We start from the raw sequence: 22886 nt of genomic DNA, 5'->3' as shown, positions 1-22886 counted from the left end.
ATACGCGACGAATCAAGGGAATAGCAACAAAAACCGCTTGATCGAACCCCAATTAAACCAATGCCTCGATCCGGTGCCGTTTTATTGGGGACGTATCGTTTTGGTGCAAAAAGAAGCGGCGCCCGCAGCGCCGCTCCTGGCCCGCCTTTCCGGCATTACTGCTGGATCGGCGGCGTGTTCTCGCGCACCTTTCTGGGGCGTCCGCGCGGCAACGGCGAGACGCGCCGGTTGGCGGTGCGCGCCGCCCACTCGCGGTAATTCTCGCCGCCGAGCACCCAGCCCTTCAGCGTCGCCTGCTGCAACTGGTCGGCCTGCCGCTCGTCGAGCGGCTGCTCGCACAGCTCCTTGTACGCGCGCTGGCGGTCGAACGGCGTGTTGCCGAGCGCCCAGTAGAGCGGATGGTCGGTGATCAGGCTGTCGACGGTGAGCCCGACGTGATGCCGGTAGCTCGACCAGCGATAGGCCTCGGGCGTCGCGACGAGCTGCGAACGCACCGGGCTCATCTCGACCACGCGGCTCGCGAGGAGGAAATAGCGCTCGCCTTCGATCACCGTCGCGCGATAGCGGCCTTCCCACAGGGTGCCGCGCCGCGAATAGCGCCGGTTGAAATGCGCGACGTAGCGACGGCCGACGGCCTGCATCGCCTTCGGCAGGCTGGCCTCGTCGCTGGGGGTCACGAGCAGTTGCACCTGGCGCGGCAGCAGCACGTAGGCATGCACCGACAGGTGATGATCGCGTGCGGCGGCCTTCAGGCAATCGATGAAGAGTTCGTAGTCCTGGTCGTCGACGAACGCGGGTTGCTGATCCAGGCCGCGCAGTATCACGTGCTGCGGCTGGTCGGGAACGTAGAGTCGTGCTAACCGTGCCATGCTGAATGTCCGTTTGAACGCGTTAGGAAATACCCGGAGGTCCGAAAATGCGCACCTGCGTAGAATGCCTGTCCTGTCAGGGCGCGGAAGCGTACGGTCGTGCGAATCCTAGGGTGAAAACTCTAACTTACGAGCTTGTTTGGTTTTAAACGCAGTCGTCATAATGAGCACGCCTTTGATCGGAGGAGACACAATGAAACGAAAACTGGCCATTACGGGGGCCGCAGCGCTCGCATTCACGTTAGCGGGCGGTCCGGCACACGCACAATCCGCAGGCGATTTCTACGTCAGCACCGGTTGGCTGCACCTTTCGCCGCAGGACAGCAGCGACCCGCTGTTCGTCTATGGCGTAGGCGGCACGCCCATCAACCAGTCGATTCCCAACACCGGCGCCGGCATCAACGACGCCGATACGCTCGGGCTCGCGGCTGGCTACTTCGTCACCGACCATATCTCCACCGAGCTCGTCATGGGGATACCGCCGAAGTTCGACATCACCGGCAAGGGTCAGTTCGAAAGATTCGGCGTGCTCGGCCGTGCGTACCAGTGGAGCCCCGCCGTACTGCTTCGCTACCACTTCAACGACGCCAACGCGAAGTTCCGTCCGTATGTCGGCATCGGCGCCACGTATGTCTGGTTCACCGGCGCGAAGATCACGAACGGCAGCTTCGAGAACGGCGTGCTCGGCGGCCCGACCAGCGCGACGACCAGCAACCAGTGGGCGCCCGTCTTCAACGCCGGCTTCACGTACAACTTCACGAAACACTGGTTCGCCGGCCTGTCGCTCTCGTACATCCCGGTCAGCGTGACGGCGACCTTCACGACGGCCCGCCGCACGCCGGTCGGCACGCTGACGGAAACGTCGAAGGCCCACATCTCGCTGAACCCGATCGTCACGTACCTGAACGTCGGCTATCGCTTCTAAGCGTAGTCGAATATTTGGGGAATGGTTAATCCTGCTGCAATTTGTAGCGGAATTTTCCTGGCGTAACGTCTCCACGATGCAAAACGCCCCGGCGGGCATCCCGCCGGGGCGTCGTTTTTTCGCGTCGGGCACGTTTCGGACAAGGGTTTCACCGGGCACCGCCCGCCGCCGCGGCCGTCAGACGACGTCGATGTCGTCCAGCGCATCGGGCGCGATCAGGTCGATACGGTCCGTGCAGACGGCATCGACGCCCCAGCGCGCGAGCTCGCGCGCCCGTTCGAGGTCGTTCACCGTGTAAACCAGGATGCGCAATCCGGCGCGCTTGATCGCGCGCACGAGCGGTTCGTCGAGCCGGGTGTGGTCTGCGTGCAACGATACGCAGTCGAGCGCGTCGATCACCTGCGCGCGCCAGTCGTCCGGCACGACTTCGTAGAGCATCCCGCGCGGCAGCATGGGCGCGCTCGCGCGTGCCTGTCGCAGCGCGTCGAACGAGAACGACGACAGCAGCGGCGCCACGGCGGCATCGCGCCAGTATGCGGCCGCGTCGGCCGCCACGCGTTGCCCGGTTTCGCGCTCGCGCCCCGGGCACGGCTTGATCTCGACGTTCGCGGCCAGCCCGTGCGCGATGCAGCGCGCCGCCGCCGCCTCGAGCGTCGGCATCCGCTCGCCCGCGAAGCGCGCATCGCGCCACGCGCCCGCGTCGAGCGCGGCCAGCGCCGCATAACGCATGCCTGCCGCCGCGCCATGGCCGTTCGACGTCCGGTCGACCGTGTCGTCGTGCAGCAGGAAGGTCACGTCGTCGGCCGACAGCTTCGCGTCGAACTCGACCATCCGGTGACCGCGCCGCGCGCCCTCGTCGAGCGCGGCCAGCGTGTTCTCCGGCGCGAGCGTGCCGCCGCCGCGATGGGCGACGACGCGCGGATAGGGCCAGTCGGTACGGATCGTCATCGTCGGTCTCCCGTCGGTCGAACGGTTTCAGCCGGCGCGCCTGCCGGTCTCGGGATCGAAGAAATGCAGCCGGTGCGCGGGCAGCGCGGCCGCCAGCGCCGTGCCGCGCGCGGGGCGGTCCGCGTGCGGCAGGCGCACCGCGACGTCGTGATCGCCCCAGCGGCCGTGTGCGAGATTGTCCGCGCCGAGCAGTTCGCAGGAATCGACCGGCAGCGTCGCGTGCGCCGCGCCCGGCTGCGGCGTCATGTGTTCGGGACGCACGCCGAGCACCCAGTCGCGCCCGGTGGCGATCTCGCTGCCGATGCCGGGCGCGCCGGCGACCGGCAAAGCCGGACCGCCGCCCGCGACGGTGAAGGTCGCGCCGTCTTCCGACAGCCGGCCATGCAGCAGGTTCATCGCGGGCGAGCCGATGAACCCCGCGACGAACACCGTCGCCGGCTTCTCGTACACGTCGACCGGCGCGCCGATCTGCTCCGCGTAGCCGCGGTTCATCACGATCACGCGCTGCGCGAGCGTCATCGCCTCGATCTGGTCGTGCGTCACGTACACGCTCGTCGTCGCGAGCCGCGCATGCAGCCGCTGGATCTCGAGCCGCATCTGCACGCGCAGCTTCGCGTCGAGGTTCGACAACGGCTCGTCGAATAGGAATACCGACGGCTCGCGCACGATCGCGCGCCCCATCGCGACGCGCTGCCGCTGGCCGCCCGACAGTTCGCGCGGCCGCCGCGCGAGCAGCGGCTCGAGCTCGAGGATCTTCGCGGCCGCGGCCACCCGCGAATCGATCGTCGCGCGCTCGATCCCGCGAATCTTCAGCCCGTAGCCCATGTTCTGCGCGACCGTCATGTGCGGGTACAGCGCATAGTTCTGGAACACCATCGCGATGTCGCGGTCCTTCGGCTCCAGCGCGTTGACGACCCGGTCGCCGATCGCGATCTCGCCGTCGGTCACGCTCTCGAGCCCCGCGATCATCCGCAGCAACGTCGACTTGCCGCAGCCCGACGGGCCGACCAGCACGATGAATTCGCCGTCGGCGATCTCCACGTCGATGCCGTGCAGCACGTGCTGCTTGCCGTCGTAGGATTTCCTGACGCCCTTCAAGCTCAGCGCAGCCATACCTGGTCCTTCTCCCAGTTACCGTCGGTCGTTCATTTCTCGGAATCGACGAGGCCGCGCACGAACCAGCGCTGCATCGCCAGCACGACGACGAGCGGCGGAACCATCGCCAGCAGCGTCGCCGCCATCACGTATTGCCATTCGGTCGCGGCGTCGCCGCTCGCGATCATCGTCTTGATGCCCACCACGGCCGTCGACAGCGACGCTTCCGTCGTGATCAGGATCGGCCACAGATACTGGTTCCAGCCGTAGATGAACGTGATCACGAACAGCGCCGCGATACTCGTCTTCGACAGCGGCAGCACGACATCCCAGAAAAAGCGCAGCGGCCCCGCGCCGTCGATGCGCGCGGCATCCATCAGCTCGTCGGGCAGCGTCATGAAGAACTGGCGGAACAGGAACGTCGCGGTCGCCGACGCGATCAGCGGCAGCGTGAGCCCCGCATAGGTGTTCGTCAGATGCAGCGTCGACACGACCTGCACGGTCGGGAAGATCCGCACTTCCACCGGCAGCATCAGCGTGATGAAGATCAGCCAGAACGCCGTGTTGCGAAACGGAAAGCGGAAATAGACGATCGCGTACGCGGACAGGATCGACACCGCGATCTTGCCGACCGCGATCCCGAGCGCCATCGCGAAGCTGTTCACGAGCAGGCGGCCGAACGGCGCCGTCGTGCCGCCGCTGCCGTGCCCCCAGATGTACGCGACGTTCTCGAACAGGTGCGTGCTCGGCACGAGCGACAGCGGCACCGTGAACACTTCCTGCGCGTTCATCGTCGCCGCGCAGAACGCGACGTAGACAGGGAACACGATCAGCACGACGCCGGCGATCAGCACCGCGTGGCAGAACAGGTCGAAGCCCTTGCGATTTTCGATCATGCGTATTGCACCCTGCGTTCGACGAAGCGGAACTGGATCACCGTGAGCGCGACGACGATGATCATCAGCACGACCGACTGCGCGCCCGAGCTGCCGATGTCGAGCCCCTGGAAGCCCTCCGCGAAGATCTTGTAGATCAGCGTCTTGGTGCTCTGCGCCGGGCCGCCGCCGGTGGCCGCGTCGATCACAGGGAACGTGTCGAAGAACGCGTAGACGAGGTTCACGACCAGCAGGAAGAAGCTCGTCGGCGACAGCAGCGGCAGCACGATGTTGAAGAAGCGCCGCACCGGCCCCGCGCCGTCGATCGCCGCCGCCTCGATCAGCGAGCGCGGGATCGCGTGCAGCCCCGCGTAGAAGAACAGGAAGTTGTAGCTCACCTGCTTCCACACCGACGCCAGCACGACGAGGAACATCGCCTGCTCGCCGTTCAGCGCGTGGTTCCAGACGATGCCGCCCTTCGCGAGCGCATAGGTGATCAGGCCGATGCTCGGGTTGAACAGGAACGCCCACAGCACGGCCGCGATCGTCGGCGCGACCGCGTACGGCCAGATCAGCAGCGTGCGGTACGCGCGCGCGCCGCGGATCACGCGGTCGGCGCAGGCGGCCAGCAGCAGCGACACGACGAGGCCGCTCACCGTGACGAGCGAACTGAACACGAGCGTCGTGCGGAACGAATCGAGATACAGCGGATCGGCGAACAGGTGCGTGAAGTTCGCGAGGCCGACGAATTCGCTCGACGTGCCGAACGCGTCCTGCATCTGCGTGGACTGCCACAGCGCGACGCCGGCCGGCCACAGAAAGAACACGGCGGTGATCGCGAGCTGCGGCGCGATCAGCAGGTACGGCACGGCGCTCGTACCGAAACGGGAACGGGATTGCATCGCGGATATCCGGTCAGGCGAAACGGAAGGGAAACCGCGCCGCCGGACGGCACGCGCTGACGCGCAGCGCCGCCGGCGGCACGAAGCGATGCGTGCTCAGCCGCCCGACTTCTCGAAGCGGCGCAGCAGTTCGTCGCCGCGCGACGCGGCCGAATCGAGCGCGTCCTTCGGCGACTTCTTCTGCGCCCAGACCTGTTCGAACTCCTCGTCGACGATCGTGCGGATCTGCGGCATGTTGCCCAGCCGCAGTCCCTTCGTGTACGGCAGCGGCGGCTTGTTCAGCATCTGCTTGATCGCGGTTTCGGCGCTCGGGTTCTTCGCGTAGAAGCCCTGCTGGCGCGTCAGGTCGTATGCGGCGGTCGTGACCGGCAGGTAGCCCGTGTCCTGGTGCCACTTCGCGGCGACGGGCGGCGAAGCCAGGTACGCGAGGAATTTGGCCACACCCTTGTAGGTCGCCGGATCCTTGCCGGCCAGCACCCACAGGCTTGCGCCGCCGATGATCGCGTTCTGCGGCGCGCCCTTCACGTTCGCGTCGTACGGCATCATCCCCGTGCCGTAGCTGAACTTCGCGAACTTCTGCACGTTCGCGAGCGCGCCCGACGACGTCGTCAGGATCCCGCAGTCGCCGCTGTAGAACTTCGCCGACGCTTCGTCCTTGCGGCCCGCGTACGTGAACGTGCCGTCCTTCGCCATTTGCTGGAGGAAGGAGATATGTTCGATCTGCTGCGGCTTGTTGAACTCGAGCACGGCGTCGGTGCCGTCGAAGCCGTTGTTGCGGCTCGCGAACGGCAGCCCGTGCCACGCGCTGTAGTTTTCGAGCTGGATCCAGCCCTGCCACCCGGTCGTGAAGCCGCACGCCATGCCCGACTTGCGCAGTTTCTCGGCGTCGGCCTTCACGTCGGCCCACGTCTTCGGCGGCTGGTTCGGATCGAGGCCGGCCTTCTTGAACGCGTCCTTGTTGTAGTACAGCACCGGCGTCGAGCTGTTGAACGGCATCGAGACGAGGTGGCCCGTCTTCGCGTCGCTGTAGTAGCTCGCGATGGTCGGCACGAACGCCTTTTCGTCGAGCGTCACGCCGGCCTGCTTGAACACGTCGTAGACCGGCACGACCGCCTTCTTCGCCTGCATCATCGTCGCCGTACCGACTTCGTAGACCTGGAGGATCGCCGGCGCGTTGCCGCTGCGATAGGCCGCGATGCCGGCCGCGAGCGCCTGGTCGTAAGTGCCCTTGAAGACCGGCACGATCTTGTAATCGCTTTGCGACGCGTTGAACTGGTCGGCGATCGCGTTGACCCGCTCGCCGAGCGCGGCCTCCATCGCATGCCAGAACTGGATTTCCGTCGCGGCGAGCGCGACGTGCTGCGCGCCGAACAGCAGCGCGCCGCCGAGCGCGATCGAACGAACCAGTGTCCCCGCAGGCTTCTTCTTCATCGACCTCTCCTATGAAAACGTTACCAACAGCGTGTGCAACATTCCCGTCGCCATTGAACCGGCGAAGTCTAGTGATCGTTTATGACAGTCAGTTGTCGTTGACGACGAACAGCCGCTGATATTCCTTCAGCGCGAAGCGGTCGGTCATGCCGGCGATGTAGTGCGCGACGAGACGCGGCTGCTGCGCCGCGTCGTCGGACTGATACGGCGGCGGCAGCAGGCGCGGATCGTCGATGAACGCGTCGAACAGCCCCGTGACGACGCGTTGCGCCTTGCTCGCCATGCGCATCACCTTGTAGTGGCGATACAGGTTCTTGAACAGGAAGCGCTTGAGGGCGGCCGCCTGCGCGGCGACCTCGGGGCTATGCGACACGAGCGGCGGCGCGGCGCGCACGTCGTCGAGCGACGCGGGCGCGACGCGGGCGAGATTGCGCGTGGTCTCATCGATCAGGTCGACGATCAGCGTGTTGATGATGCGGCGCACCGTCTCGTGCACGAGACGGCGGCCTTCGAGGTGCGGGAATTCGGCGAGCGCCGCTTCGTAGTGGCGCTGCCACAGCTCGACTTCCGCGAGCTGCTCGATCGTGATCAGCCCCGAGCGCAGGCCGTCGTCGACGTCGTGGTTGTTGTAGGCGATCTCGTCGGCGATGTTCGCGAGCTGCGCCTCGAGCGACGGCTGGCGGCCCTGCAGGAAGCGCTCGCCGAGCGCGCCGAGCTTGCGCGCATTCTCGCGCGAGCAGTGCTTCAGGATGCCTTCGCGCGTCTCGAAGCACAGGTTCAGCCCGTTGAACGCGCCGTAGTGCTCCTCGAGCTCGTCGACCACGGCGAGGCTCTGCAGGTTGTGCTCGAAGCCGCCGTGCTCGCGCATGCACGCATTCAGCGCGTCCTGCCCGGCATGCCCGAACGGCGTATGGCCGAGATCGTGCGCGAGCGAGATCGCTTCGACGAGATCCTCGTTCAGTCGCAGGTTGCGTGCGACCGAGCGCGCGATCTGCGCGACTTCGAGGCTGTGCGTGAGCCGGGTGCGGAACAGGTCGCCTTCATGATTGACGAAGACCTGGGTCTTGTATTCGAGCCGGCGAAACGCGGTCGAATGGACGATGCGGTCGCGATCGCGCTGGAACTCGGTGCGCGCCGCCGGCGGCGGTTCCGGATGGCGGCGGCCGCGCGACTGCGACGCGTGCGCGGCATACGGAGCGAGATGGGCTTCCAGCGCCGCGAGCGTCGGCGGCTCGGCCACCGGCGCGGCGGATGCGCGGCTGGCTTCGGGCAGTGTGCTGCTGGATGTCTCGCTCACGTCTCCTCCATGTCGGCGGCGCCGGCGAATCCGGGCGCCGTTAGCCGGTCGTCTGCGCCAGTGTAGCGAATACCGCTTCGTCCGGCGCCTGCGTGATCAACGTATCGCCGAATCGCTTCAGCAGGATGAACTTGATCGCGCCGGCCTCGGCCTTCTTGTCGACGCGCATCAGATCCATGTAGCGCGCGTCGCCGAGCGCGGGCCCGCGGGTCGGCAGGTGCGCGGCCGCGATCACCGCATCGAGGCGCTGCCGCGACGCTTCGTCGAGGAGGCCGAGCCGCACCGACAGGTCGCCCGCCATCACCATCCCGCAGCCGACCGCCTCGCCGTGCAGCCATTCGCCGTAGCCGAGCCCGGCCTCGATCGCATGGCCGAACGTGTGGCCGAAGTTCAGGATCGCGCGCAGGCCGCCTTCGCGCTCGTCGGCCGCGACGACGCTCGCCTTGATCTCGCATGAACGCTTCACCGCATGCGCGAGCGCCGCGGGTTCGCGCCGGTTCAGCGCATCGACGTTCGCCTCGATCCAGTCGAAGAACTCGGCATCGGCGATCGCGCCGGTCTTGATGACTTCGGCGACGCCGGCCGCCAGCTCGCGATCGGGCAGCGTCGTCAGCGCGCCGATGTCCGCGATCACGGCCTGCGGCTGGTAGAACGCGCCGATCATGTTCTTGCCGAGCGGGTGGTTGATGCCCGTCTTGCCGCCGACCGACGAATCGACCTGCGACAGCAACGTCGTCGGCACCTGGATGAACGACACGCCGCGCATGTAGCACGCGGCCGCAAAGCCCGTCATGTCGCCGACCACGCCGCCGCCGAGCGCGACGAGCGTCGTCTTGCGATCGGCGTGATCCGTCAGCAGGCCGTCGAAGATCAGGTTCAGCGTTTCCCAGTTCTTGTACGCCTCGCCGTCCGGCAGCACGACCGTCGACACGCGCTTGCCGAGCGGTGCGAGCGCCGCGCGCAGCGCGTCGCCGTAGAGCGGATCGACCGTCGTGTTCGTGACGATCGTGACGGACGAACCCTTGATGTGGGGCGCGAACAGCTCGGCGCGGCCGATCAGGCCGGCGCCAATATGAATCGGATAGGCGCGGTCGCCCAGATCGACGTTGACAGTAATCATGCTTGTAGCGGCTTGGCGATGACGCCGGCCAGTTCGAGTTGCATCAGCACCATGTTGACGAGGCCGTTGACCGACGGGCGGCCGGTCTCGATGACGAAATCCGCGCATTCGCGGTACAGCGGGTCGCGCACTTCATACAGCGCTTCGAGACGCCCCTTCGGATCTTCCGTCTGCAACAGCGGGCGGTTCTTGTCCTTGCGCGTGCGCAGCCACAGATCGTGCGGATTGGCGCGCAGGTAGACGACGATGCCGTGGCTTTTCAGGCTATCGCGATTTTCCGGGCGCAGCACCGCGCCGCCGCCCGTGGCGAGCACGATGTTCTCGCGCTGCGTGAGATCGGCGATCACCTGCGTTTCACGATCGCGAAACCCGGCCTCGCCCTCCAGCTCGAAGATCACCGGAATGCGCGCGCCCGTACGGGCCTCGATTTCGTGGTCGGAGTCGAAGAACGTCCTGTCGAGACGACGCGCGACCGCACGGCCCACGGTGGTCTTACCCGCTCCCATAAGGCCGACGAAAAATACGTTTGCATGTGGGTCCCGCGCTTGCAACGGCTTCCTCTGCTTCAATCTTGCTGGTGTGTGGCGCAGCTTACTGGCAAAGCGGCTGCCTTGTCGAGCCTGCGCCGGCGGCTTCCGGCCCCGTTTTCTCGGCATCCGCGCCGCCCGCGCCGGGCGCGCCGCAACGCGCGTCGACGACGGTCGGCGTGATGAAGACGACCAGTTCGTGGCGCTGGTCGCGCTGCGCGCGGTGCCGGAAAAGCGCGCCCAGAAGCGGTATTTTGCCCAAGAGCGGCACCCGCGTCACATCGTTCCGGTTCAGTTGCTCGTAGATGCCGCCGATCGCGACCGTCCCGCCGTTCTCGACCTCGACGCGCGTCTGCACGTGCTTCGTGTGGATCGCGGGGCCCGCTGCGGTCGGCTCCCCGACGCTGTCCTTCGTCACGTCGAGATCGAGCACCACGCGCCCATCCGGCGTGATCTGCGGCTCGACCTCCAGCTTGAGCGTCGCGCGGCGGAACTGCACGCCGCTCATGCCATTACCGACCTTCGCCTGGTACGGGAGTTCGGAACCCTGCTCGACGATGGCCTTGACGCGGTCGGCCGTCACCACCCGCGGACGCGAAACGATCTGGCCCCGGCCCTGCGCCTCCAGCGCGCTCAGCTCGATGTCGAGTACGCGGCTGAGCGGCGCGGCGAACAGCGTGAAGCCGGCGGTGGCCGCGTCGAAGCCGCCGAGCGGCCGCGCGGCGAGATCGAGCGCGTTGCGCGTGTCCGCCGTGAAGGGCGTGCCGTCGGCCGGCGACGGCCGCCCCTGCGCACGCAGCGCGACACGCGCGCCGAGGCTGCGCGAGAAACCGTGCTCGCCTTCGACGATGCGGGCCTCGATCCGGACCTGCCGCGACGGCCGGTCGATCGCGTCGATCAGGCCGGCGATCTGCGCGATGCGCGGCGCGAGATCGGTCACGAACAGCAGGTTCGTGCGCGGATCGGCCGCCGCGGCGCCGCGCTTCGACAGCAGGCGTTGGCCGGTCGCGCCGGCCAGCAGCCGTTGCACGTCCTGCGCGCGCGGATAGTGCAGCACGAACGTACGGCTCGCGAGCGGCTCCAGATCGGCGGCCCGCGCGTGCATGTCGAAGCGCTCGCGTTCGCGCGCAGCCAGCTCGGCTGCCGGTGTGACCCAGATCACGTTGCCGCGCCGGGACATCGCGAGCCCGTGCGTGTCGAGCAGCGTATCGAATGCGTCGCGCCAGCCGACATTGTTCAGACGTAACGTCACCGTGCCTCGTACCTGTTCGCCGACGACGATGTTGAGCCCCGTGAACCGCGCGATCGCGTCGAACGCAGCCGCGAGCCCGACGCCCTGCAGATTCAGCGAGATCCGCCGTGCGTCGTCCGCATCGCCCGGTTGCCGGGCCGCGGCGTCGCTCATCCGGGCCGGCGGCGCCAGCGGGATCGGCGGTCCCTCCAGCGCGGGGCCCGGTGCAGCGGTTTCCGTCTGCAGCGCCGCACGCGCCGCCTGTTCCAACGGCGGCGGGCCGGCGTCCTGCGCGACCGCGCTGTCCATGCCGTCAGCCACCTGCGGCGGCAAGCGCGGCACCGGCACATCCGTGGATCCGGCAGGCCACACCGCCGGCAGCGGCGGCAACGACGCGCTTGCGCCGGCCGCCATCATGCCGGCCCAGATGGCAAGCGCCCCACAACGGTACTTCGTCACGGCCGGCCTCCGTCGTCCAGGACGAGCCGCTGCGATCCGTCCGCCGTCGCGAGCATCACGGCCGCGCGCTCGACGCGCACCACGCGCGCGGCCCCCAACACCTCGCCCGGCGCAACGGTCGTGAACGTGCCGTCGCCGTCGTCGAACAACGCGAGACCGGCACGCACATCGCGAATCGTGCCGGCAAGGCGCGCGGCGTGCCCCGCCGCCTCGGCCAGGCCAGCCTCGCCGAACGGATCGGCGCCGGGCGCAATGGCGCGAACCGGCGTGTTGCCGTCCGCGGCCGATGTCGCCGGCAGCGCCGGAAACACGTCGATGGACATGTCCACCCGCTCCGCCGACACGCCACGCTCGATACGCAGCGCCGACGGAACGGCCAGCACCGGAAAGCGCGCCAGCCCGCCAACCAGATGCAGCAGCGCACTGAAACCGCCATCCGCGGCGATATGCACGGTGCGCCTGCCGTCCGGTGCCGCGCCATCGGCGCGCTGCGGTTCGATCGACACGCCTTGCAGCCCGCTGGATGCGGCCAGATCGGCCAGTTCAAGCATCAGCGCGGCCCACTCCGGCGCCGGCGGCAAGCGATCGTCGCGCCGTTGTGCGGCGGATGCAAGCATGCGTTGCGCGTCGGCCGCACGCGCCTGCGCCGCGGCAAGCAACGCGCGACTATGGGCAAGCCCGCTCAAGTCGGCCGCATTTACCAGATGAATGCCGCCCGCCAGCACGGCCGCGAATGCCAGCACGCAACCGGCGGCATGCACGGCCGCCGGCGACACCCGCGACAGGCGGCCCGGCGCGGCGCCTTCGAGCGGCGCCGGCCAATGCACGAGCGCCGTCATGCGCCACCTCCCGATACCTTCCGCGACGACGTCGCGTCGTGCCAGCGCAACTGCACGGAGAACCGAAAAGGCATCCCGGCCGTCGAAGCCGGCCCATCCGACGCCGGCTTCAACGTGTCTATATCGATGCGCCAGTCGCGCTGCTCGCGCGCCATCGCGGCGAGCCATCGCGCAGCCGCCCGGTAACTCACGGCGCGCGCATCGAGCACGGCGCCGGTGGACGTCATGCGCAGCGCGTCGAGCCGGACATGATCGGCGCGCACCTGCTTCAGGGTCGCCAGCAACCCCGCCACGCGCCGGTAGGGCGCGGCCAGCGCCGCCGCCTGCGCGTCGCGCCGCGCGACGGCGGCGGCGGCATGGGCGGCGCGCGTCGCGGCAGCCACCTGTGGCTGCAACTGCCGCAGCCGTGCCTCCACGCCGGCGCGCTCGGCGTCCACCCGCCACCGCGACAGCACGGCAGCGCCCGTCCACAGCCCGGCGCCGAGCACGCCGAGCAGCACCGCCACACTGAACTGCGCGGCCCGGCGTCGCCGCAACGCCTGCGCCAACCGCTCGCGGTACGGCAGCAGATTGAAGTCGCCGAGTACCGCCTGTACCGCCTGCCCGGCCGCACTCGCCGCGCCCTCGTTTGCCGCCACGTGACCGGCCATCATTCCCACACCCCGCGCAACGCCAGCCCGAACGCGACGGCAAACGCCGGGCCGCCCCGCACGCCGGCGCGCACGCACGGCTGCCCGTCCCAACCCGTGCAGTCGAACGGAACCACCGCCGTGCCGAGCACATCGCCAATCTCTGCGACGGACGTATCGAACCGGGCGATACATCGCTCGTCTCCGGCGACGAGTACGCAATCGACGGCCCCGAGCGTGCGCCGGCGCAACGCGTCGGGAAGCGCTTCCGGCAACGTGCCGGACAGCGTCAGCACCGGGATGGCCGACGGCCCCTCGATCCGCCAGCCGCGCACGCCCGCGTCGCAGAACCACAGCACGGCATAGGCGCGCTGCGCATCGGGTTCGAACTGCGCGGCATAGCGCAACGCACGCAGCACGGCGGCCGACTCGCCATCGATCACCGTCAGGTCGATACCGGCCTGCGCAGCCACGTCGATCCGCCGCTCGAGCAGCGCCAGCGGCGCCACCGCCACCGCGATCTCGCCGGACCGCACGCCGCCGTAGTGCCGCCAGTCGAACGCGAGACTGTCCGGCGCCAGCCCCGAGAGGCGTTCGGCGGCCTGCCGCGCGGCGTCCGCGATGTCGCCGCGCCCGGCCAGATCGAGCGTCGCGGTGCGCATCTCGTCATCGTGCAGCGCCATCACGCCGCGCGCGTCGCACCGCACATCGGACGCCGACAGCCGCGACACGGCCGCCGCCAGCGATCGCGCGACCGCTGCCCAGCGCGCGTCTTCCGGCCCATCCGCCAGCCCGACCGGTTCCCGCTCGAGCCCCTCGACGCACACCTCCGTGCCCCTGCCGCGCCCGCTGACCACGGCGACCCTCACCTCGTGCGCGCCGACGTCGATTCCCGTCGACCGGTGCCTGCCCTGTACAAACCGCGCCACCCATCGTCCTGCCATCCCAGCCTCCCGAGATCGTCGCGGCCCACGCCGCGTTTCCGAGACCTGATTCTGCAAAGCGGCGCGCGCGGCCGACAGTCGGCCAAACGGCCAGAATCGGTTCGCGGCGGCCGTGCACGGACTATGCTGACGGCACGCCGATCCGCGGCTTTTCGACGGGCGGCCCCCGCGTCAGGGCCGGTCTTACCGGGCAGCTATAATCGCGGGACTGTTTTCCGGTATGCCTATGCAATCCACGACTCCTACGTCCCCGCCTCCCGCTCCGGAGCCGAAGAAGCGGCCCTGGTGGCTCAAAGTCCTGCTCGGCTTCGCCGCGATGTGCGTGGCCCTCGTCGTGGCCGGCGGCCTCGTGCTCGGCTACGCGCTCGTCGTGGCCTGGCCGAACATGCCGTCGCTCGACGCGCTGACCGACTACCGCCCGAAGGTGCCGCTGCGCATCTATACGTCCGATCACGTGCTGATCGGCGAATTCGGCGAGGAGCGCCGCGACGTCGTCCATTTCAAGGACGTGCCCGACTCGCTGAAGAAGGCGATCCTCGCGATCGAGGACGCGCGCTTCTACGATCACGGCGGCGTCGACCTCACCGGCATCATCCGCGCCGGCTTCGTCGCGCTGACGAACGGCCACGCGTCGCAGGGCGCGAGCACGATCACGATGCAGGTCGCGCGCAACTTCTTCCTGTCGAGCGAGAAGACCTACACGCGCAAGATCTACGAGATGCTGCTCGCGTACCGGATCGAGCGCGCGCTGACGAAGGATCAGATTCTCGAGGTCTACATGAATCAGATCTATCTCGGCCAGCGCGCGTACGGCTTCGCGAGCGCGGCGCGGGTCTATTTCGGCAAGGACCTGAAGGACATCACGCTCGCGGAAGCCGCGATGCTCGCGGGGCTGCCGAAGGCGCCGTCCGCGTACAACCCGGTCGTCAACCCGAAGCGCGCGAAGGTGCGCCAGGAATACATCCTCCAGCGGATGCTCGAGCTGAACTTCATCACGCGAGAGCAGTACGACGAAGCCTCCGCGCAGCCGCTCGTCGTCAAGGGGCCGGGCCGCGATTTCAGCGTGCACGCCGAGTACGTCGCCGAAATGGTCAGACAGATGATGTACGCGCAGTATCGCGAGGAAACCTATACGCGCGGCTTCAACGTCGTCACGACGATCGATTCCGCGGACCAGCAGGTCGCATACACCGCGCTGCGCAAGGGCATCATGGATTACGAGCGCCGCCACGGCTATCGCGGGCCGGAGGGCTTCATCGAGCTGCCGGCCGGTGCCGACGATCGCGAACAGGCGATCGACGACGCGCTGCTCGAGCACCCCGACAACGGCGAGCTGATCGCCGCGGTCGTGACGGCCGCGAGCCCGCGCCAGATCACGGTCGCGTTCATCGACGGCAGCAATGCGACGATCGACGGCGACAACCTGCGCTTCGCGTCGAGCGCGCTGTCCGCCAACGCGCAGCCGAACCGCCGCATCCGCCCCGGCGCGATCGTCCGCGTGGTGAAGAGCGATGCCGGCAAGTGGTCGATCACGCAGTTGCCGCAGGTCGAAGGCGCGTTCCTGTCGATCGTCCCGCAGGACGGGGCGATCCGCTCGCTCGTCGGCGGCTTCGACTACAACAAGAACAAGTTCAACCACGTCACGCAGGCGTGGCGGCAGCCCGGTTCGTCGTTCAAGCCGTTCATCTACTCGGCGTCGCTCGACAAGGGCCTCGGGCCGGCCACCGTGATCAACGACGGCCCGCTCTATTTCAGCGCCGCGGAAACGGGCGGCCAGCCGTGGGAGCCGAAGAACTACGGCGGCGGCTTCGAGGGCCCAATGTCGATGCGCACCGCGCTGCAGCGCTCGCGCAACCTCGTGTCGATCCGGATCCTGAACCACATCGGCACGAAATACGCGCAGCAATACATCACGCGCTTCGGCTTCGACGCCGAGCGCCATCCGGCCTACCTGCCGATGGCGCTCGGCGCCGGCCAGGTCACGCCGCTGCAGATGGCCGGCGCGTACTCGGTCTTCGCGAACGGCGGCTACCGCGTCAATCCGTACCTGATCGCCGAGGTCACCGATCCGAACGGCGCGATCGTCGCGCGCGCGCAGCCGCTCGTCGCCGAGCAGAATGCGCCGCGCGCGATCGATGCGCGCAACGCCTACGTGATGAACAGCCTGCTGCAGAGCGTCGCGCAGCGCGGCACGGGCGCGCGGACCAACGTGCTGAAGCGCACCGATCTCGCGGGCAAGACCGGCACGACGAACGACTCGCACGACGCGTGGTTCGCCGGCTACCAGCACACGCTCGCCGCGATCGCATGGATCGGCTACGACAATCCGCGCAGCCTCGGCGATCGCGAAACCGGCGGCGGCCTGTCGCTGCCGGTCTGGATCGACTACATGGGTGCGGCGCTGAAGGGCGTGCCGGAGTTCAAGCCGACGGTGCCTGAAGGCGTCGAGTCGCTCGGCGGCGAACTGTACTTCACCGAGTTCACGCCCGGTCACGGCTTCGTGTCGACGGTCGGCGTGCCGCAGGCGCCGGCCGCGCAGGACGTCGACGAAGCGGTGCCGCACGTCGACGAACAGGAAAAGCAGGACATCATGAACCTGTTCCGCGGCCACTGACGCGCGGCCAAGGCCATAAAAAAAGCGCCCGCGGGCGCTTTTTCTTTTGGTACGGCGTTCGGAGCGCAGCGCCCCGGCCGTCACGCGCTGAACGTGATCGGCAGGCCGGCCTGCTGGGTCGCGTATTCGGTGAGCGCCGAGAAGAACTCGGTGCCCGTGCGCGTATCGCGCCACGCGCCGTCGACGAAACGGTAGTGAAATCCACCCGCCTTCGCCGCGATCCACACTTCCTTCATCGGCGGCTGCAGGTTGACGATGATCTTCGAGCCGTTCTCGAACGTCAGCGTCAGCACGCTGCCGTTGCGCTCCAGATCGATGTCGTGATCGCCGTCGTTCGCGACGTCCACGGTACGCTCGACGGCCGCCAGCACGGCCTCGGCACGGGCCAGGTATTCAGTATCGGACATGCTAAACTCTATCGGTTAAATTGTTCAGGGACGATCATGCGAGTCGTTTTCCGGATGAGCGCGATTGTAGCGGCTTTGGCGATTCTTGCCGGCTGCGGTCAAAGCGGCGCGCTCTATCTGCCCACCGTGCCTCCGATGCCCAAGCCGATCCAGCAGCAGAACACGCCGCCGTCGGATGTGAAACCGACCGACGAAAACGCGTCGTCCGACGAGACGCCCGATACGTCCGGCTCGCCGCTCACGCTGTCGCCCGAGTTGTCGAGCAGCGCATCGACCATGCCAGCCCCGGCATCGGGCCCGGCCGCCACGAAGTAACGACGCGATGCCGCCCGCGCGGCGCTCGCAACAAGGCGATGACCTCCCGGTCATCGCCTTTTGTTTTTCCGGGCCGCACCATCACGCACGCACGCGCCGCCATCCCCACGCAACCAGCCGCCAGCCGAGCAGCACGGCGACGATCGCCGCGTAGAGTTTCGGCTGCGCGAGATCGTGCTTGCCGGCACGCATCCACCAGAAATGCAGCACGCCGAACAGCGCGATCGCGTAGATCGCTTTGTGCAGCGTCGCCCAATGGCGACCGAGCCGGCGCACCATCGCGCGCGGCGACGTCGCGGCGAGCGGAATCAGCAGCACGAACGCCGCGAAGCCGACCGTGATGAACGGGCGCTTGCCGACGTCCTTGAGGATCGCGACGACGTCGAACCACTTGTCGAACCACAGGTAGGTCGTGAAATGCAGCGTCGCGTAAAAGAACGCGAACAGCCCGATCATCCGGCGAAAGCGCAGCAGCGGTGCGAAGCCCGTCATGCGCCTCAGCGGCGTGACGGCAAGCGTGATGCACAACAGGACGAGCGTCCACAAGCCCGTCGAGCGCGTGATGAACTCGAGCGGGTTCGCGCCGAGCCGGTCGGTCAGCCCGAGCAGCACGAGGCGCGCGAGCGGATAGAGGCCGGCCGCGAACACCAGCACCTTGGCCGGTGCGAGCCAGCGCGGCGCGGCGGGACGGACCGCGCCGGCCCGCGCCGTGCGTGCATCGGGCCCGGCGCTTGCCGCGCGCGCGGGCGTGAGCGTCGAAGGAGGCATGTCGTTTCTCACCGTCGCACTCAGAAGTTCTTCTTCAGGTCCATGCCCTGATACATCGATGCGACCAGGTCGCCGTAGCCGTTGAACATCAGCGTCTTGCGCTTCGGCGTGAAGAAACCGTCCTCGCCGATGCGCCGCTCGGTCGCCTGGCTCCAGCGCGGATGATCGACGTTCGGGTTCACGTTCGAATAAAAGCCGTACTCGTTCGCGGCATACGTGTTCCAGCTCGTCTTCGGCTGCTTGTCGACGAAGCGGATCTTCACGAGCGATTTCGCGCTCTTGAACCCGTACTTCCACGGCACGACGATTCGCACCGGCGCACCGTTCTGGTTCGGCAACACCTGCCCGTAGACGCCCATCGTCAGCAGCGTCAGCGGATTCATCGCCTCGTCCATGCGCAGCCCTTCCGAGTACGGCCAGTCGAGCACGGGCGTCGACAGGCCCGGCATCTGCGACGGATCGGCCAGCGTGACGAACTGCACGTATTTCGCGTTGCCGGTCGGCTGCACGCGCCGGATCAGCTCGGACAGCGGCACGCCGATCCACGGGATCACCATCGACCAGCCCTCGACGCAGCGCAGCCGGTACACGCGCTCCTCGAGCGGCGCGAGCTTCAACAACTCGTCGAGATCGAATACCTTCGGATGCTGCACCTCGCCCTCGACACTCACACGCCACGGACGCGGCCGCAGCGTGCCCGCGTTCTGCGCCGGGTCGCTCTTGTCGGTGCCGAATTCGTAGAAGTTGTTATAGGACGTGATGTCCTTGAACGGCGTGACCTTGTCGATCGCGACGAATTTCGGGTTCGTTTTTGCCGCGAGCTTCGCCGCCCGCGCGTCGGGGGACGCATACGCGGCAAGCGCCGCGCCGCTTGCGCCGAACAGGCCGCCGGCGGCCGCGAATCCCGCCGCCTGCAATACGCGCCGCCGGTTCTCGAATACCGCGCGCGGCGTGATCTCGCTCGGCGCGATGTCCGCGCCGGTCAGTACGTTACGCAAAGGGCGTTTGATCCACATCGTCCAGTTCCTCCCGCATGCGCGGCGCGCATGCTTCATCAGCGTTCGACCCGGCCCGTCGCGCGCCGTTCGACGCCTCGATCGCCCGCTCGTTACAAAAGAAAACCGCCGGGCACGCGGTGCACCGGCGGTTTGATAGTCGGACGAACGGCGAAAATCTTACAGCTTGCCGTAGCTGTGCAGGCCAGACAGGAACATGTTGACGCCGAGGAACGCGAACGTCGTGACCAGCAGGCCCGTGAGCGCCCACCACGCGGCCACCGCGCCGCGCAGGCCTTTCATCAGCCGCATGTGCAGCCACGCCGCGTAGTTCAGCCACACGATCAGCGCCCAGGTTTCCTTCGGGTCCCAGCTCCAGTAGCCGCCCCACGCTTCGGCCGCCCACAGCGCGCCGAGAATCGTCGCGATCGTGAAAAACGCGAAACCGACCGCGATCGACTTGTACATCACGTCGTCGAGCACTTCCAGCGTCGGCAGGCGATCGGCGAGGATGCCGCGTTCCTTCATCAGGTACGCGACCGACACCATCGCCGACAGCGCGAAGCTGCCGTAGCCGATGAAGTTCGCCGGCACGTGGATCTTCATCCACCAGCTTTGCAGGGCCGGCACGAGCGGCTGGATCTGCTGCGCGTCGCGCGCGACCGAGTACCACATCAGGAAGCCGACCGCCGCGCTGATCACCAGCAGCACGAACGCGCCGAGCGAACGCGTGCCGTAGTGGCCTTCGTAGTACAGATAAAGCAGCGCGGTGATCAGGCTGAACAGGACGAACACTTCATAGAGGTTCGACACGGGGATATGCCCGACGTCCGCGCCGATCAGGTAGGACTCGTACCAGCGCACCATCAGCCCCGTGAAGCCGATCAGCACGGCGACCCACGTGAGCTTCTGGCCGATCGCGGCGCCCGTTTCCGAGCGCGCCAGCAGGCCGATCCAGTAGAAGATCGTCGCGAGCACGAACAGCGCGCTCATCCACAGGATCGCCGACTGGCTCGACAGGAAGTACTTGAGGAAGAACGCCGAATCGGCGCGCGCGAGATCGCCCTGGTAGATCTGGATCGACAGCAGCGACAGCACGGCGATCGACGCCATCATCAGCCGCGCGGGCTTCCAGCGCCAGCCGAGCGCGACGAGCGCCGGCACGGTGCCGATCATCACCGCCTTGTCGTAGTAATCCATGTGCGCGTTGTAGTGCACGAGCGCATAGCCCGCGCCCGCCACCAGCGCCAGGGCGAACAGCCAGTCGAACAGCGACAGGCGCGCGAGGAACGGACGGTCGTCGAACAGCGGCGACGATGCCGACGCCGGAGCCGACGCCGTACGGGAAGAGGAAACTTGCGTGAGATCCATGATCTTACCGGGTGGAATTCTCGGAATCGGAACCGCCGCCGGCAGGCGGGCGGGCCGTCGAAGCCGCACCGGCGGGCGCGGCGTCGCGAGGTGCGGCGCGCAAGGCGGCGCCGGCCGCGTCGCGCGTCTGCACGAATTCTTTCTCGAAATCGAAGGTCTTGCGGGCCGTGGACATTGCCATCACCACATCGACGCCCGAACCGGCGTCCTTCAGCCAGAACCAGAGTCGCCGCTCGCGTACGTAGAACATCGAGAAGATGCCGGCGACCAGCAGCAGGCTGCCAAGATACACCAGATTCTTGCCGGGCGCGCGCGTCAACTGAAATACCGAAGCTTGCACCTGCTTGAACGAGTCGAGCTGCAAATAGACCGGCGATCCATACAGGAAGCTGTCGGATAGCGCGTTGATCGCGTTCTGCACGAAGCGGATCGTGTCGGTGCCCTGCTGCGCGGCCGGCTCGCCGGCACGCTCGCGCGCGATCTGCCACACCTCCCACATCGAGCCCTCGAGCATCCGCAGCAGCAGGCTCGCGGCCTTCTCCTGCTCGCCCTTCGGCACCGAGCGGTCGATGAACGTCGCCACCGCCTGGAAGCCGCCGACCGGCTGGCCGTCCGCCCCGCGGCCGACGCTGTCGTCGCTCGCCGCAAAAAGGGTCAGCACCTTCGATGCGCTGTCCTGCAGACGGCCGCGCAGCGACGCGTCGCCCGGCAGCGAACGCTGCGCGAAGCGCGCGGCGGCTTCGGTGCGCACGGCCGGATCCTCGAGCGCGGCGCGCAGGCGCATCCATTCGCCGATCGAGTCCTGGCTGTCGGCCGGGATCCGCATGTAGCGGAACGGATCGTTCGGGCTCGCGCGCACGCCGGCGAGGAACACGCGCTCGCCGTTCATGTCGACGGGCAGCATGTAGTTGTTGAATTCGCGCGCCTGGCCGTCCTTGCCGCGGATCTTGTACTGCACCGACGGGCCGATGTTGTGAAGCTGCGTCGGCTTCGACGTCTTCGCGCCCGAGCCGAGCCGCTCGTCGAACACTTCCTTCAGCGAGCTGGTCGTCGCGACGCCGCGTACGTCCGGCTTGCCGTTCGCGTCGGCCATGTTCTCGACGTTGATCGCGCGGAAGTCGGAGAACTCGATCGTCTCGCCGTCGGCGCCCGGGACCTGCAGCGGCGCCGAACTGCCGATCGTGCCCTTCACGGGGACGGTCGCCGCACGGCTGCCCGTCATCGGATAGGCCGTCATCTGCATCTGCGAGCCGCCATCCTGGAAGCTCGACTGGTAGATCGACACGCCCTTGTACGTAAACGGCTTGTTGACCTCGACCCGCGCCGGGATCTTCCGGCCGGTCTCGCGATCGATCACGACGATGTCGCTCGCGAACAGCTTCGGCATGCCCGTCGTGTAGTAATCGACGATGAACTTGTCGAGCTGGATCGAGAACGGCAGGTCCTGGATCAGCGAGCCGCTCGGCTGGTTCAGGATCGCGGTCGACACGAACTGGCCCTCCGGCACCCACGCATAGCCGCGGAACGTCGGGTTCGACGCGGACAGCCGATGGTCGGGCGAGATCTCGCTGATCGTCGCGCTCGTGTTGACCGGGCTCTTGCCGAACATCAGCATCTGGAATTTGATCGGCAGGTTGCTGTCGAGCAGGCCGCCGATACAGATCACGACGATCGCGAGGTGCGCGGAGATGTAGCCCCACTTGGTCATCGCGCCGCGCTTCGCGGAGATCAGCGTCGCGCCGTCGGTTTCACGCACGACGTGCTTGTAGCCGGCCTTCGCGACGAACGTGGCGAGCGTCGCCGCGACGCTCGCGCGCGTGCCGGACGCCGTGTACTCGGCCTTGTGGTGGAATGCGCGCAGGCTGCCTTCGCGGACCTTGTCCTTCCAGCTCTTCGCGTCGGCGAGCATCTTCGGCGCGTTGCGGATCACGCACAGCGAGATCGACACGACGAGGAAGATCAGGATCAGCATGAACCACCACGCGCTGTACACGTTGTACAGGCCGAGCGAGCGGAAGATGTCCGCCCAGAACGGCCCGAACTGGTTCACGTAGTTCGGATACGGATCGTCCTGGGTCAGGACCGTGCCGATGATGCTCGCGATCGACAACACCACCAGCAGCGCGATCGCGAAGCGCATCGAGCTCAGCAGCTCGACCGCGCGTTTCGACGCACCGTGACTCGACTTCGACTGCAACCCCGACGTGGTAACGCTCATTCAAACTCCGACTAAGGGGACACGGCCCCCACGCTTACTATGTTCGCTTCGGGGGCGCAGCCCCGATCGCCTGCATGCCCTTCCATTCCGGCTCGGCCCGGCGAGTG

The 22886-nt window shown here is 67.6% G+C and carries 21 protein-coding genes; 3 read left to right on the top strand and 18 right to left on the bottom strand.

From position 1 onward, the window contains the following. Window positions 1–155 precede the first annotated feature (155 nt). On the bottom strand, window positions 156–869 hold the full coding sequence (locus tag CFB52_RS01830) for a transposase (RefSeq protein WP_027783329.1): 714 nt from the start codon (window positions 867–869) through the stop codon (window positions 156–158). Window positions 870–1062: 193 nt separating this feature from the next. On the opposite strand from CFB52_RS01830, the gene CFB52_RS01825 reads away from it, so the two are divergent. Then, window positions 1063–1794 carry an OmpW family protein gene (locus CFB52_RS01825; RefSeq protein WP_059577302.1) on the top strand — a complete coding sequence of 244 codons (732 nt, stop codon included), beginning with the start codon at window positions 1063–1065 and terminating at the stop codon, window positions 1792–1794. Window positions 1795–1971: 177 nt separating this feature from the next. On the opposite strand, the gene ugpQ is transcribed toward CFB52_RS01825, so the two are convergent. The 12 genes from ugpQ to CFB52_RS01765 all read right to left on the bottom strand — a co-directional run bounded on the left by ugpQ (window position 1972) and on the right by CFB52_RS01765 (window position 14091). Next, window positions 1972–2742, bottom strand: coding sequence for a glycerophosphodiester phosphodiesterase (ugpQ, locus tag CFB52_RS01820; protein ID WP_099316004.1), 771 nt, complete (start codon window positions 2740–2742; stop codon window positions 1972–1974). A gap of 27 nt (window positions 2743–2769) precedes the next feature. Further along, complete coding sequence (locus CFB52_RS01815; RefSeq protein ID WP_059640200.1) at window positions 2770–3855, bottom strand: sn-glycerol-3-phosphate import ATP-binding protein UgpC; 1086 nt, start codon at window positions 3853–3855, stop codon at window positions 2770–2772. 32 nt (window positions 3856–3887) lie between these two features. Beyond that, on the bottom strand, window positions 3888–4733 hold the full coding sequence (gene ugpE / locus CFB52_RS01810) for a sn-glycerol-3-phosphate ABC transporter permease UgpE (protein ID WP_099316003.1): 846 nt from the start codon (window positions 4731–4733) through the stop codon (window positions 3888–3890). After that, a complete protein-coding gene (gene ugpA / locus CFB52_RS01805) occupies window positions 4730–5614 on the bottom strand; it encodes a sn-glycerol-3-phosphate ABC transporter permease UgpA (RefSeq protein WP_099316002.1) in 885 nt (294 codons plus the stop codon). Before ugpA ends, ugpE begins: the two co-directional genes overlap by 4 nt. 96 nt (window positions 5615–5710) lie before the next feature. Beyond that, a complete protein-coding gene (gene ugpB / locus CFB52_RS01800; RefSeq protein ID WP_099316001.1) occupies window positions 5711–7045 on the bottom strand; it encodes a sn-glycerol-3-phosphate ABC transporter substrate-binding protein UgpB in 1335 nt (444 codons plus the stop codon). A gap of 88 nt (window positions 7046–7133) precedes the next feature. Then, window positions 7134–8342 carry a deoxyguanosinetriphosphate triphosphohydrolase gene (locus CFB52_RS01795; RefSeq protein ID WP_059577319.1) on the bottom strand — a complete coding sequence of 403 codons (1209 nt, stop codon included), beginning with the start codon at window positions 8340–8342 and terminating at the stop codon, window positions 7134–7136. A 40-nt stretch (window positions 8343–8382) separates the two neighbouring features. Next, window positions 8383–9462 carry a 3-dehydroquinate synthase gene (aroB, locus tag CFB52_RS01790; protein ID WP_099316000.1) on the bottom strand — a complete coding sequence of 360 codons (1080 nt, stop codon included), beginning with the start codon at window positions 9460–9462 and terminating at the stop codon, window positions 8383–8385. Then, window positions 9459–10013 carry a shikimate kinase AroK gene (gene aroK, locus CFB52_RS01785; protein ID WP_059577324.1) on the bottom strand — a complete coding sequence of 185 codons (555 nt, stop codon included), beginning with the start codon at window positions 10011–10013 and terminating at the stop codon, window positions 9459–9461. Before aroK ends, aroB begins: the two co-directional genes overlap by 4 nt. A 40-nt stretch (window positions 10014–10053) precedes the next feature. After that, window positions 10054–11679: a type IV pilus secretin PilQ gene (pilQ, locus tag CFB52_RS01780; protein WP_099315999.1), complete on the bottom strand. Its 1626-nt coding sequence runs from the start codon at window positions 11677–11679 to the stop codon at window positions 10054–10056. Then, entirely contained in the window at window positions 11676–12518 is an 843-nt protein-coding gene (locus CFB52_RS01775) for a pilus assembly protein (protein ID WP_099315998.1), read from the bottom strand. The genes pilQ and CFB52_RS01775 overlap by 4 nt, the downstream gene beginning before the upstream one ends. Then, window positions 12515–13168 (bottom strand): fimbrial protein, encoded by a 654-nt coding sequence (locus CFB52_RS01770; protein WP_099315997.1) that lies wholly within the window; start codon window positions 13166–13168, stop codon window positions 12515–12517. The genes CFB52_RS01775 and CFB52_RS01770 overlap by 4 nt, the downstream gene beginning before the upstream one ends. After that, on the bottom strand, window positions 13168–14091 hold the full coding sequence (locus tag CFB52_RS01765) for a competence protein ComA (RefSeq protein WP_099315996.1): 924 nt from the start codon (window positions 14089–14091) through the stop codon (window positions 13168–13170). Before CFB52_RS01765 ends, CFB52_RS01770 begins: the two co-directional genes overlap by 1 nt. Before the next feature lie 220 nt (window positions 14092–14311). Here CFB52_RS01765 and CFB52_RS01760 point away from each other — a divergent pair, with 220 nt between their 5' ends. Then, window positions 14312–16705 (top strand): penicillin-binding protein 1A, encoded by a 2394-nt coding sequence (locus CFB52_RS01760; protein ID WP_060315544.1) that lies wholly within the window; start codon window positions 14312–14314, stop codon window positions 16703–16705. A gap of 80 nt (window positions 16706–16785) precedes the next feature. Here the strand turns inward: CFB52_RS01760 and cyaY are convergent, their stop codons facing one another. Further along, the gene (gene cyaY / locus CFB52_RS01755; protein ID WP_059577339.1) at window positions 16786–17112 is read right to left on the bottom strand and encodes an iron donor protein CyaY; all 327 of its coding nucleotides are present in this window, start codon (window positions 17110–17112) and stop codon (window positions 16786–16788) included. Window positions 17113–17148: 36 nt separating this feature from the next. On the opposite strand from cyaY, the gene CFB52_RS01750 reads away from it, so the two are divergent. Then, complete coding sequence (locus CFB52_RS01750; RefSeq protein ID WP_081066463.1) at window positions 17149–17427, top strand: lipoprotein; 279 nt, start codon at window positions 17149–17151, stop codon at window positions 17425–17427. Window positions 17428–17508: 81 nt separating this feature from the next. Here the strand turns inward: CFB52_RS01750 and msrQ are convergent, their stop codons facing one another. The 4 genes from msrQ to CFB52_RS01730 form a co-directional block, all read right to left on the bottom strand. After that, window positions 17509–18195: a protein-methionine-sulfoxide reductase heme-binding subunit MsrQ gene (gene msrQ / locus CFB52_RS01745; protein WP_099315994.1), complete on the bottom strand. Its 687-nt coding sequence runs from the start codon at window positions 18193–18195 to the stop codon at window positions 17509–17511. A gap of 20 nt (window positions 18196–18215) precedes the next feature. Beyond that, a complete protein-coding gene (gene msrP, locus CFB52_RS01740) occupies window positions 18216–19211 on the bottom strand; it encodes a protein-methionine-sulfoxide reductase catalytic subunit MsrP (protein WP_059577410.1) in 996 nt (331 codons plus the stop codon). A gap of 159 nt (window positions 19212–19370) precedes the next feature. Beyond that, complete coding sequence (gene ccsB / locus CFB52_RS01735; RefSeq protein ID WP_099315993.1) at window positions 19371–20561, bottom strand: c-type cytochrome biogenesis protein CcsB; 1191 nt, start codon at window positions 20559–20561, stop codon at window positions 19371–19373. Window positions 20562–20565: 4 nt separating this feature from the next. Continuing rightward, window positions 20566–22779 carry a cytochrome c biogenesis protein ResB gene (locus CFB52_RS01730; RefSeq protein WP_059577348.1) on the bottom strand — a complete coding sequence of 738 codons (2214 nt, stop codon included), beginning with the start codon at window positions 22777–22779 and terminating at the stop codon, window positions 20566–20568. Window positions 22780–22886 lie beyond the last annotated feature (107 nt).

The organism is Burkholderia sp. AU18528, from assembly GCF_002223215.2.
In the GTDB taxonomy this organism is placed as follows: domain Bacteria; phylum Pseudomonadota; class Gammaproteobacteria; order Burkholderiales; family Burkholderiaceae; genus Burkholderia; species Burkholderia semiarida.
The sequence above is the reverse complement of the archived record's forward strand: the minus strand, read 5'-3'. Positions and strand labels throughout refer to the sequence as shown.